Source organism: Streptomyces sp. NPDC026589 (assembly GCF_040638385.1).
GTDB lineage: Bacteria > Actinomycetota > Actinomycetes > Streptomycetales > Streptomycetaceae > Streptomyces.
Genome location: NZ_JBEZYG010000010.1, coordinates 280149 through 291989 on the forward strand (window position 1 = coordinate 280149; position 11841 = coordinate 291989).

11 protein-coding genes are annotated in these 11841 nt (G+C 72.5%); 3 read left to right on the forward strand and 8 right to left on the reverse strand.

Annotated features, from left to right (window positions below):
* Positions 1 to 4: 4 nt before the first annotated feature.
* The 3 genes from AB0F29_RS19740 to deoC are packed head-to-tail and all read right to left on the reverse strand — an operon-like array spanning position 5 to position 3304.
* Complete coding sequence (locus AB0F29_RS19740; RefSeq protein WP_361873650.1) at positions 5 to 922, reverse strand: aldehyde dehydrogenase family protein; 918 nt, start codon at positions 920 to 922, stop codon at positions 5 to 7.
* Positions 912 to 2351 carry an aldehyde dehydrogenase family protein gene (locus AB0F29_RS19745; protein WP_361873652.1) on the reverse strand — a complete coding sequence of 480 codons (1440 nt, stop codon included), beginning with the start codon at positions 2349 to 2351 and terminating at the stop codon, positions 912 to 914. The genes AB0F29_RS19740 and AB0F29_RS19745 overlap by 11 nt, the downstream gene beginning before the upstream one ends.
* A gap of 5 nt (positions 2352 to 2356) precedes the next feature.
* Positions 2357 to 3304, reverse strand: a complete 948-nt coding sequence (deoC, locus tag AB0F29_RS19750; RefSeq protein WP_361873702.1) for a deoxyribose-phosphate aldolase — start codon at positions 3302 to 3304, stop codon at positions 2357 to 2359.
* A 171-nt stretch (positions 3305 to 3475) separates the two neighbouring features.
* On the opposite strand from deoC, the gene AB0F29_RS19755 reads away from it, so the two are divergent.
* Positions 3476 to 4114, forward strand: coding sequence for a PH domain-containing protein (locus tag AB0F29_RS19755; RefSeq protein ID WP_361873654.1), 639 nt, complete (start codon positions 3476 to 3478; stop codon positions 4112 to 4114).
* 80 nt (positions 4115 to 4194) lie between these two features.
* On the opposite strand, the gene AB0F29_RS19760 is transcribed toward AB0F29_RS19755, so the two are convergent.
* From AB0F29_RS19760 to AB0F29_RS19770, 3 genes are all read right to left on the reverse strand, one after another.
* A complete protein-coding gene (locus AB0F29_RS19760; RefSeq protein WP_361873656.1) occupies positions 4195 to 5835 on the reverse strand; it encodes a phospho-sugar mutase in 1641 nt (546 codons plus the stop codon).
* Between the two features lie 426 nt (positions 5836 to 6261).
* Positions 6262 to 7086 carry a purine-nucleoside phosphorylase gene (locus tag AB0F29_RS19765; protein ID WP_361873658.1) on the reverse strand — a complete coding sequence of 275 codons (825 nt, stop codon included), beginning with the start codon at positions 7084 to 7086 and terminating at the stop codon, positions 6262 to 6264.
* Between the two features lie 116 nt (positions 7087 to 7202).
* A complete protein-coding gene (locus AB0F29_RS19770) occupies positions 7203 to 7640 on the reverse strand; it encodes a gamma-glutamylcyclotransferase (RefSeq protein WP_361873660.1) in 438 nt (145 codons plus the stop codon).
* 272 nt (positions 7641 to 7912) lie between these two features.
* Between AB0F29_RS19770 and AB0F29_RS19775 the strand changes: the two genes are divergently transcribed.
* On the forward strand, positions 7913 to 9352 hold the full coding sequence (locus AB0F29_RS19775) for an NAD(P)H-quinone dehydrogenase (protein ID WP_007458836.1): 1440 nt from the start codon (positions 7913 to 7915) through the stop codon (positions 9350 to 9352).
* Between the two features lie 197 nt (positions 9353 to 9549).
* A complete protein-coding gene (locus AB0F29_RS19780) occupies positions 9550 to 10509 on the forward strand; it encodes a DeoR/GlpR family DNA-binding transcription regulator (RefSeq protein WP_361873662.1) in 960 nt (319 codons plus the stop codon).
* Between the two features lie 116 nt (positions 10510 to 10625).
* Here AB0F29_RS19780 and AB0F29_RS19785 read toward each other — a convergent pair whose 3' ends face one another.
* Both AB0F29_RS19785 and AB0F29_RS19790 read right to left on the reverse strand, forming a co-directional pair.
* Positions 10626 to 11222, reverse strand: a complete 597-nt coding sequence (locus AB0F29_RS19785) for a helix-turn-helix domain-containing protein (protein WP_361873664.1) — start codon at positions 11220 to 11222, stop codon at positions 10626 to 10628.
* Positions 11223 to 11349: 127 nt separating this feature from the next.
* Positions 11350 to 11841: biotin/lipoyl-containing protein (locus tag AB0F29_RS19790; protein ID WP_361873666.1), on the reverse strand; the 492-nt coding region annotated here is incomplete at its 5' end.

Sequence of the window (11841 nt, forward strand, 5' to 3'; positions counted from 1 at the left end):
TGCGTCAGTACGAGGAGCCGGCGGCTCCCAGGGCGCCCGTCGGGTGCCACACCGTCTTGGTCTCCAGGAACGCCGTCAGGCGGTGCGTGTCCGGGGAGGCCGACCAGTCCGTGGAGTCCGACGCGCCGTCCGCGTGAGCAGGGCCCGGGCGCAGGACGCGCTTGAGGTTGTCCGCCGCCGCGATCTCCAGCTCCTTCGCCAGGGCGGCGTCCGCACCGGTGAGGTCGATCGCGTTGACGTCCTGGTGGGCGGCGAGCGGGGCCGCCAGCTCCGCCGTGACGCCCGACAGGATGTTGACCACGCCGCCGGGCACGTCCGAGGTGGCCAGCACCTCGCCCAGCGACAGCGCGGGCAGCGGGGCGTCGGCCGAGGCGACGACGACCGCCGTGTTGCCGGTCGCGATGACCGGGGCGATCACCGATACCAGGCCGAGGAACGACGACTTCCGCGGTGCGAGGACCGCGACCACGCCCGTCGGCTCGGGGGTGGAGAGGTTGAAGAAGGGGCCCGCGACCGGGTTCGCCCCGCCGGAGATCTGCCCGATCTTGTCGGTCCAGCCCGCGTACCAGACCCAGCGGTCGATCGCCGCGTCCACCACGGCCGCCGCCTTGGACTTCGACAGCCCCTCGGAGGCGGCCACCTCACGGACGAACTGGTCCTTGCGGCCCTCCAGCATCTCCGCGACGCGGTAGAGGACCTGGCCGCGGTTGTACGCGGTCGCGCCCGACCAGCCGCCGAACGCCTTGCGCGCGGCCACGACCGCGTCGCGCGCGTCCTTGCGGGAGGACTGCGGCGCGTTCGCCAGCCACGCACCCTTGGAGTCGGTCACCTCGTACACCCGGCCGCTCTCGGAGCGGGGGAACTTGCCCCCGACGTACAGCTTGTAGGTCTTGAAGACGCCAAGTCGGTTGTTATCGGACATCGAGGTACGCCTCCAGGCCGTGGCGGCCGCCCTCGCGGCCGTAGCCCGACTCCTTGTAGCCGCCGAACGGCGACGTCGGGTCGAACTTGTTGAACGTGTTGGCCCAGACGACGCCCGCGCGGAGCTTGTTCGCCACCGCGAGGATGCGGGAGCCCTTCTCCGTCCAGATGCCGGCCGAGAGGCCGTACTGACTGTTGTTCGCCTTGGCGACCGCCTCGTCCGGGGTGCGGAAGGAGAGGACGGAGAGCACCGGGCCGAAGATCTCGTCGCGGGCCACCGTGTGCGCCTGGGTGACGTTCGTGAAGAGCGTCGGGGCGAACCAGTAGCCGGACGAAGGCAGTTCGCAGGGGGCGCTCCAGCGCTCCGCGCCCTCCGCCTCGCCGGTCTCCACCAGGGCGGTGATCCGGGCGAGCTGCTCGGGGGAGTTGATCGCGCCGATGTCGGTGTTCTTGTCCAGCGGGTCGCCCAGGCGCAGCGTGGACAGCCGGCGCTTCAGGGCGTCCAGCACCTCGTCCTGGACCGACTCCTGGACCAGCAGCCGGGAACCGGCGCAGCAGACCTGGCCCTGGTTGAAGAAGATCCCGGTGACGATGCCCTCGACGGCCTGGTCGATCGGCGCGTCGTCGAACACGATGTTCGCGCCCTTGCCGCCCAGCTCCAGGGTGACCTTCTTGTCCGTGCCCGCGACGGCGCGCGCGATGGCCTTGCCGACGGCGGTCGAGCCGGTGAAGGCGACCTTGTTCACGTCCGGGTGCGTGACGAGGGCCTCGCCCGCGTCCCCGTAACCGGTGAGGATGTTCACGACGCCCTTGGGCAGCCCGGCCTGGCGGCAGATGTCCGCGAAGAACAGAGCGCTGAGCGGGGTCGTCTCGGCGGGCTTCAGGACCACGGTGTTGCCCGTGGCGAGCGCCGGGGCGATCTTCCACGCGAGCATCAGCAGCGGGAAGTTCCACGGGATGACCTGACCGGCCACGCCCAGCGGGCGGGGGTTCGCCCCGTACCCCGCGTGATCCAGCTTGTCGGCCCAGCCCGCGTAGTAGAAGAAGTGCGCCGCGACCAGCGGGAGGTCCGCGTCGCGGGTCTCCTTGATCGGCTTGCCGTTGTCGAGGGTTTCGAGAACGGCGAGCTCGCGGCTGCGCTCCTGGATGATCCGGGCGATCCGGAACAGGTACTTGGCGCGCTCGGAGCCGGGCAGCGCCGACCACTTCTCGAACGCCTTGCGGGCCGCCTTCACGGCCCGGTCCACGTCCGCCGCGCCGGCGCGCGCGACCTCGGAGAGGACTTCCTCGCTGCTCGGCGAGACGGTCTTGAAGACCTTGCCGTCGGCGGCCTCGGTGAACTCGCCGTCGATGAACAGCCCGTAGGAGGGGGCGATGTCGACGACGGCGCGGGACTCCGGCGCCGGTGCGTACTCGAATGCGGATGCCATGGCTATCAGTCCACCGTCACGTAATCGGGGCCGGAGTAACGGCCGGTGCTGAGCTTCTGGCGCTGCATCAGCAGGTCGTTGAGCAGGCTGGAAGCACCGAACCGGAACCAGTGCGGGTCCAGCCAGTCCTCGCCCGCGGTCTCGTTCACCAGCACCAGGAACTTCACCGCGTCCTTGGTGGTGCGGATGCCGCCGGCCGGCTTCACGCCGATCTGCGTACCGGTCTGCGCCCGGAAGTCACGGACGGCCTCCAGCATGAGGAGCGTGTTGGCGGGGGTGGCGTTGACGGCCACCTTGCCGGTCGAGGTCTTGATGAAGTCGGCGCCCGCCAGCATCCCGATCCAGGAGGCCCGGCGGATGTTGTCGTACGTGGACAGCTCACCGGTCTCGAAGATCACCTTGAGGCGGGCGGTCCCGCACTCCGCCTTCACGGCGAGGATCTCCTCGTACACCTTCAGGAACCGGCCGGAGAGGAAAGCCCCCCGGTCGATCACCATGTCGATCTCGTCGGCCCCGGCCGCCACGGCGTCGCGGACGTCCGCGAGCTTGACGTCGAGCGCGGCGCGGCCCGCCGGGAAGGCGGTCGCCACGGACGCCACCTTCACACCGGAGCCGGCCAGCGCGGCGGCGGCGGTGGCCGCCATGTCGGGATAGACGCAGACCGCGGCGGTGCGCGGGGCGGTGCGGTCGGTCGGGTCGGGGTTGACGGCCTTGGCGGCGAGAGCCCGGACCTTGCCCGGGGTGTCCGCGCCTTCCAGCGTCGTCAGGTCGATCATCGAGATGGCGAGATCGATGGCGTACGCCTTGGCCGTCGTCTTGATCGAGCGGGTTCCGAGGGCGGCGGCGCGCGCTTCGAGGCCGACGGCGTCGACGCCGGGCAGCCCGAACAGGAAGCGGCGCAGCGCACTGTCGGACGCCGTCGCGTCGGAAAATGCGGGAGCAGTGGTGGGCATGGTCACCAGGGGAGCATATCTACGCGCGTAGCGACCTGTACAGGGGGCCGGGCCGTCCGTGCGTCCCGCACCCCGCTCCTCCCGTACCGGCTCCTCCGGGAGCCACGGCCGGGCGGCCGTGCGGTGCGGCCGCTCCGCCGCCCTCCGAGCCCGTCAGGCAGAATCGGCCCCATGACGAGCCCCACACCTCCCGCGGAGCCGCCCCCCGCGACACGGACCTACCGTTCCGTCGCCGCGCTGGTCTGCGGGTCGCTGCTGCTTCTGCTGATCGCCTGGATGGCGGGCGACGCCATGATCCGGGGCGAGGGGCGGGTGCCCTGGCTGGCGGCGGCCGCGCTGCTCCTCGTGGTGCCGCTGGTCGTGGCGTTCACCCTGCGGCCCGCCGTCTTCGCGGACGACGAGCGCATCCGGGTCCGCAACCCGTTCCGGACGATCGAGCTGCCCTGGACCGAGGTCGCCGACGTACGGGCCTCGTACTCTTCCGAGCTGATCGCCCAGGACGGCACGAAGTACCAGCTGTGGGCCGTCCCGGTCTCCCTGCGCGCCCGAAAGCGGGCGGCGCGCACCGCGGCCCGCGCGGCGCACGACGACCCCTACGGCCGCACTTCCGTCAGCGCCGACGTCCGCGACTCCGCCGCGCGCACCGCGTCCGCCGACCAGACGGTCCGCGATCTGCGGGACATCGCCGAGCGGGCCGGCGACACAACCGCCGAGGGCGCGGACCGGGGCTCCGTGCGCTGGGCGTACGAGGTGATCGCCCCGGCCGTCGCGGGGGCCGTCCTGCTCGTGGTGGTGGGGGCGCTCGGCTGAGAGGCGGAGACCTGGGCGACTGGACGCCGAAGGGCCGGCCCCTCCCAGGGGGACCGGCCCTTCGGCGTGTGAGCTGAGCGTCAGATGCCCGCTGCGGCCGCCAGGTCCCGCTTGATCCCGGCGAGCAGTTCGGCCCCCCGGGCCCGCGCGGCGGGCAGCCCGGCCGCGTCCGCCACCGGCACGACGACCTCCAGGTAGCACTTCAGCTTCGGCTCGGTGCCGCTCGGGCGGACGATCACCCGGGCGCCCTCCAACTGGTAGCGCAGCCCGTCGGTGGGCGGCAGCCGGTCCGTGCCCCGCGCCAGGTCCTCGGCCGAGGTGACGGCGAGACCGGCCAGCGCGGCCGGCGGCCGCTCCCGGAGCCGGGACATGGCGTCCGCGATGACCGAGAGGTCCTCCACCCGCACCGAGAGCTGGTCGGTGGCGTGCAGGCCGTGATCCAGCGCCAGGTCGTCCAGCAGATCCAGGAGCGTACGGCCCTGCTCCTTGAGTACGGAGGCGAGCTCGGCGACGAGCAGGGCGGCGGTGATGCCGTCCTTGTCGCGGACGCCCTCGGGGTCGACGCAGTAGCCGAGCGCCTCCTCGTACCCGTACCGGAGGCCGTCCACCCGGGCGATCCACTTGAAGCCGGTCAGCGTCTCCTCGTAGCCGAGGCCCGCCTTCTCCGCGATCCGGCCGAGCAGCGACGACGACACGATCGACTCGGCGAACACGCCGCTCACGCCCCGTTCCACCAGGTGCGCGGCCAGCAGCGCGCCCACCTCGTCGCCGCGCAGCATCCGCCAGCCGCCCTCCGTGGCGGTGTCGGGCACGGCGACGGCGCAGCGGTCCGCGTCCGGGTCGTTGGCGATGACCAGGTCCGGTGCCGTCCGGCGCGCGGTGGCGAAGGCGAGATCCATCGCGCCGGGCTCCTCCGGGTTCGGGAAGGCCACGGTGGGGAACGCGGGGTCGGGCTCGGCCTGCTCCGCGACGAGCACCGGCACGGGGAACCCGGCCCGCTCGAACGCGGCGGTCAGCACCGAGGTGCCGACGCCGTGCATCGCGGTGTAGACGGTGCGTGCCGTACGGGGGCTGTCGGGGGCCAGGACCGCGTCCGTACGGGCGAGGTAGGCGGCCAGGACCTCGTCGCCGAGGGTCTCCCAGCCGTCCTCGGGGCGCTCCACGCCCGCCAGCGGCCCGACCGCGTCGATGGCGGCGGCGATCTCGCCGTCGGCCGGAGGCACGATCTGCGAGCCGTCGCCGAGGTAGACCTTGTAGCCGTTGTCGCGCGGCGGGTTGTGGCTGGCGGTGACCTCGACCCCGGCGACCGCGCCCAGATGCCTTATGGCGTACGCCAGTACGGGGGTGGGGAGCGGGCGGGGCAACACGGCGGCGCGCAGCCCGGCGCCGGTCATCACGGCCGCGGTGTCGCGCGCGAAGTCCTCCGACTTGTAGCGGGCGTCGTAGCCGATGACGACGAGCCCGCCCTCCTCGCCCCGGGCCTTCAGATACGCGGCGAGGCCCGCCGCGGCCCGGATCACCACGGACCGGTTCATCCGCATCGGCCCGGCTCCGAGCTCCCCGCGCAGACCGGCGGTGCCGAACTGGAGCGTGCCCGCGAAGCGGGCGGCGAGCTCCTGGGCGTCGCCCGCCTCGATGATCGCGCCCAGCTCCGCGCGCGTCTCGGGGTCGGGGTCCTCGGCCAGCCAGGTCCTGGCCTGCGCGATGAGGTCGTGCTGCACGGGGTCCGCCTTTCGGGGGTACGGGGGTGGGGTGCGGGCGGGGCGGGGCGGGGGCGTGGGTGGTGCGGGCGCTGCGCGGGCTGTTCCCCTCCCCGCCCCTTCCCGAAACCGGGGCTCCGCCCCGGACCCCGGTCCTCAAACGCCGGACGGGCTGAAAACGCGGCCGGGCGGGCCGAGGAGAGCAACGGGCCGAGGAGAGTAACGGGCCGAGGAGGGCAGGTACGGGAGCCAATCCCCGGAGGGCTCAGCCAGGACCGGTCCCGAAGGGCTCAGCGAAAGCCGGTCCCGAAGGCTCAGCCAGAGTCAGTCCCGAAGGGCTCAGCCAGGACCGGTCCCGAAGGCTCAGCCGGAGCCGGTCCCGGAAGGCTCAGCCAGGACCGGTCCGGAGGATGCGAGAACAGGCGAGCCGGTCCCGAGGGGCTCGGCTCAGACGCGGTCGAGCACCCTCGCCAGCAGCGCGCCCATCCGGGTCGCCGAGTCGCGGCCGGCCTGGAGGACCTCCTCGTGGTTGAGGGGCTCTCCGGACATGCCGGCCGCCAGGTTGGTGACGAGGGAGAGGCCGAGCACCTCGGCGCCCGCCTCCCGGGCCGCGATGGCCTCCAGGACCGTGGACATACCCACCAGGTCGCCGCCCATGACCCGGACCATGTTGATCTCGGCCGGGGTCTCGTAGTGCGGGCCGGGGAGCTGGACGTAGACGCCCTCTTCGAGGGTGTCGTCGATCTCCTTGCACAGCGCGCGCAGCCGCGGGGAGTACAGGTCGGTCAGGTCGACGAAGTTGGCGCCGATGATCGGGGAAGTGGCCGTCAGGTTGATGTGGTCGCTGATCAGGACCGGCTGTCCCGGGCGCATGCCCTCGCGCAGCCCTCCGCAGCCGTTCGTCAGGATGACGGTCCCGCATCCCGCGGCCACCGCCGTACGGACCCCGTGGGCGACGGCGGCGACGCCCCGGCCCTCGTAGAAGTGCGTGCGGCCGAGGAAGACCAGGGCGCGCTTCTCGCCGATCCTGTACGAGCGGACCATGCCGCCGTGGCCCTCGACGGCGGGCGCCGGGAAGCCGGGCAGGTCGGTCACGGGGAACTCGGCCTCCGGGACGCCGAGTGCTTCGCCCGCGGGCGCCCAGCCGGAGCCCATGACCAGGGCGACGTCATGGGTCTCGGCGCCGGTCAGCTCGCGCAGGCGTGCGGCGGCCCCGGCGGCGGCTGCCTGCGGGTCGCCCTGGATGTTGTCCGGAATAACAGATGCGTTCACGCGGACGAGCGTAACCGCTCAATCCCTACGCGCGTAGATGTACGGGCGCAGAGGCGCGCCACGGGACTTTGTGCTTTTGCACGAACACGGCGTGACCGGGCCCCGGTCCGCCCTGGTCAGCAGGGGCGCTTGCGCAGTTCCATCACATAGTCGTGCGGTGCGCCGGCGGACTCCGCGGCGTCCGCGATCTCGCCGAGATAGCGCGCCGAGGGCAGCCCGCCCTCGTAGCCGTTCAGCACGTACATCCAGGCCGGCTCCTCGCCGTCCAGGGTGTGCACGCGCACCCGCATCCGCCGGTAGATGTCGAGCCCGACGCCCTCCCAGCGGTCCATCGAGTCCTCGTCCATCGGCGCCAGGTCGTACAGCGAGACGAAGACCTGGGAGCGCGGCGCCTCCACCACGGTGGCCAGCGCCCCCTCCCAGCCCATCTGCTCCCCGCCGAAGGTCAGCCGCCAGCCGTTGAGCCAGCCGGTGCTGCGCATCGGGGAATGCGGAGCGCGGCGGGTCATCAGCCGCGCGTCGAGGTTGCCGGCGTACGCGGCGTAGAGCGACATGGGACCGAGGGTACGGGAGGTGGGCGCGGGAGCGGCGGTTCCTGTGACGAAGGCCCCGGTCGGGGGAGTGCGGGGTGGGTCCCCGGTGCGGTTCCCGGCGGTTCGGTCCCGTGCGGCGGACGCCCTCTTTCCCGTATGGAGGGCCCCGGGGCGAAGCACTTTGGCGCGTGCGGGACAATGGAGTACGTACTGCATTCCCCCGGGGCGATCCCCCGGACCCCCGGCCGGGGCGGCAGACGGCCGCGGGTTACACAACGCGAGGCGGACTTTTCGTGACCCGGATCGTGATCATCGGCGGCGGCCCCGGCGGCTACGAGGCAGCCCTGGTGGGCGCCCAGCTCGGCGCGGAGGTGACCGTCGTCGACTGCGACGGTCTGGGTGGGGCCTCGGTCCTCACCGACTGCGTACCCTCGAAGACCCTGATCGCCACGGCCGAGGTGATGACCACCTTCGACTCCTCGTACGAGGAGCTGGGCATCATCGTCGCCGACGACACCCCGCACGTGGAGCAGGCCGCCCGGGTCGTCGGCGTGGACCTCGGCAAGGTCAACCGCCGGGTCAAGCGCCTCGCGCTCGCCCAGTCCCACGACATCACCGCCTCCGTCACCCGGGCCGGCGCCCGCGTGATGCGCGGCCGGGGCCGGCTCGACGGGCTCCAGGCCGCCGACGGGTCCCGCCAGGTCGTCGTCACCGCCGCCGACGGCACCGAGGAGCGGCTCACCGCCGACGCCGTGCTGATAGCTACCGGTGGCCACCCCCGGGAGATCCCGGACGCACAGCCCGACGGCGAGCGCATCCTGAACTGGACCCAGGTCTACGACCTCGACGAGCTTCCCGAGGAGCTCATCGTCGTCGGATCCGGCGTCACCGGCGCCGAGTTCGCCGGGGCCTACCAGGCGCTAGGCTCGCGCGTCACCCTCGTCTCCTCCCGCGACCGGGTGCTGCCCGGCGAGGACCCGGACGCCGCCGCCGTCCTGGAGGACGTCTTCCGCCGCCGCGGGATGAACGTCATGGCCCGCTCCCGCGCCCAGTCCGCCAAGCGCGTCGGCGACCGGGTCGAGGTGACCCTGGCCGACGGCCGGGTCATCACCGGCTCGCACTGCCTGATGGCGGTCGGCGCGATCCCGAACACCGCGGGCATGGGGCTTGAGGAGGCCGGCGTACGGCTCAAGGACTCCGGGCACGTCCTCACCGACCGGGTCTCGCGCACCAGCGCCCCCGGCGTCTACGCGGCCGGCGACGTCACCGGGATCTTCGCGCTGGCCTCGGTCGCCGCGATGCAGGGCCGTATCGCGATGTACCACTTCCTGGGTGACGCGGTCGCCCCGCTGAACCTCAAGGCCGTCTCCGCCAACGTCTTCACCGACCCGGAGATCGCCACCGTCGGCTACAGCCAGGCCGAGGTCGACGCGGGCAAGATCGAGGCCCGGGTGGTGAAGCTGCCGCTGCTGCGTAACCCGCGCGCCAAGATGCAGGGCATCCGCGACGGCTTCGTCAAGATCTTCTGCCGTCCCGGTACGGGGATCGTGGTCGGCGGCTGCGTGGTCGCGCCGCGCGCCAGCGAGCTGATCCACCCCATCTCGATCGCGGTCGACAACAATCTGACGGTGGAACAGATCGCCAACGCGTTCACCGTGTACCCGTCCCTGTCCGGATCGATCGCCGAAGTGGCCCGGCAGCTGCACACCCGCAAGCTCACCGGCGAGGGCTGAGAGCCCGGGAAGCGCGGCATTTTCCGGCACCTCGCCACAATCGGGTGGCAGTCCGGGCGGCGCGGCGACCGCCTGACGATCACCGCCGACCAGCAAAGGGGCCTCCTATACCACTTGGAGGCCCCTTTGAAGTGCAACTTCCGTTATTCGGCGCAAACTGCTGAAAACTCACCGACGGCCAGGTTACTGTCAGTTCCGTGTTCGCTGCAGAACGTCGTCAGTTGATCCTCGAAATGGTGCGTGCCAACGGGGCGGTATCGCTCCGTGAGCTCGCCCGCGTCGTCCAGACCTCCGAAGTGACCGTACGGCGGGACGTGCGGGCACTGGAGGCAGAAGGACTCCTCGACCGCCGGCACGGCGGTGCGGTCTTGCCGGGCGGTCTTACGCGGGAGTCCGGCTTTCCGCAGAAATCCCATCTCTCCACCGCGGAGAAGACTGCCATCGCCGACCTGGCCGCAGGCCTCGTCGGCGAGGGCGAGGCCATTGTGGTCGGCGCCGGCACGACCACGCAGGAGCTGGCCCGCCGGCTCGCGCGGGTCCCCGGCCTGACCGTCGTCACCAACTCCCTGCTGGTGGCCCAGGCGTTGGCCCATGCCAACCGGGTCGAAGTCGTCATGACCGGCGGCACCCTGCGCGGGAGCAACTACGCGCTGGTGGGCAGCGGGGCCGAGCAGTCCCTCCAGGGGCTGCGGGTCTCCCGGGCCTTCATCTCCGGGAGTGGTCTCACGGCGGAGCGTGGCCTGTCCACCTCCAACATGCTCTCGGCCAGCGTCGACCGGGCTCTCGTGCAGGCCGCCGCGGAGGTGGTCGTCCTGGCGGACCACACCAAGCTCGGCTCGGACACCATGTTCCAGACGGTGCCCACCGAACTGATCACCCGTCTGGTGACCGACGAGCCCCCGCTCCACGACGAGCGGGCCGCCGCCGAGCTCCAGTCCCTGGCGGACCAGGGCGTGGAGATCACGGTGGCCGGTCCGGAGGCGGACGCGTCCGGCGGGGGCAGCCCCCCTCCGGGGCGTCAGCCCCGCCGGGACATGCCGCTCCCCGGCCAGCGGCGCACGCCGAACGGCGGTCTCGGGCCGCAGCTGCGCAGCGCTTCCGCCTTGGCGGACGTGCCGGGCGAGCGGGCACGAGTGGCGGACCTGCGACGCCGGTAGGCCCACGTCGGGGGCGCTGCCCCCGAACCCCCGCTCCTCAAACGCCGGAGGGGCTGGATTTTGCGGGGCGGGGAGAAGCCCCGCGCAGCGGCCGACGAGCCCGGCCGCAGGGCCCGCTACTTCAGCCCGCGCAGCGTCAGCCGCAGCAGCCGCTCCGCCAACTCCGGGTCGTCGGGCGACTGCTCGGCCGCCAGCGCGATCGCGTTGGTGAGCTGGAGCAGATCGTCGATCGAGACGTCGGCCCGCACCGACCCGCTCTCCTGGGCCCGGCGCAGCAGCCCCGCGCCCGCTTCCCGGAGCGGCAGGTGGCACTGGACGAGTGCCGAGCTCCCGTTGTGGGAGGCGGACATCAGGCCGTGGGCCAGGCCGCGGTACTCACCCGCATGAGTGACGATCGCGCCCAGCCAGTCCACCAGCGCCCGGCACGGGGCTTCCGCCGCCGCCAGCTCCCGGGAGCGGTCCAGGAGCGAGCTCAGGGCGTCCTGGAAGACCGCGTTCATCAGGGCGTCCCGGTTCGGGAAGTGCCGGTAGAGGGTGCCGATGCCCACCCCCGCCCGGCGGGCGATGTCCTCCAGCGACGCGTCCGTGCCGTGCTCGGCGAAGGCCCTGCGAGCCTCGCCCACCAGCCGGTCGTGGTTCCGGCGCGCGTCCGCGCGCATCGGCCGGACCGGCGGTTGTGCCGTGCTCGTCTCCATCGGGATCGCCCCTGCCATGGCTTCAGCCCCTCCCCAGGTCCTCGGACCTCGGACCTTCTGTGGGTTCCAGGATGCCACTGTGACGAAGGGGCCCGGCCCGCGTCGTCATGACGTGGGCCGGGCCCCTGCGGAGTGTGCCGGGCGGTCAGTCCTTGATCTCGCAGATCAGGGCGCCGGAGGTGACCGAGGCGCCGACCTCGGCGCTGAGCCCCTTGACGGTGCCGGAGCGGTGCGCGTTGAGCGGCTGCTCCATCTTCATGGCCTCCAGGACGACGACGAGGTCGCCCTCCTTGACCTCCTGGCCCTCCTCCACCGCGATCTTGACGATGGTGCCCTGCATGGGCGAGGCGAGGCTGTCGCCCGAGGCGGCGGAGCCGGCCTTCTTCGCGGCGCGGCGCTTGGGCTTCGCGCCGGCGGCGAGGCCGGTGCGGGCCAGCGACATGCCCAGCGAGGACGGCAGCGACACCTCCAGGCGCTTGCCGCCGACCTCGACGACGACGGTCTCCCGGCCGGCCTCCTCGTCCGTGTCCGCGTCGGCGGGGGCGGTGAAGGGCTTGATGTCGTTGTCGAACTCCGTCTCGATCCAGCGGGTGTGGATGGTGAACGGGTCCGCGGTGAAGGCGGGGTCGGCGACGAC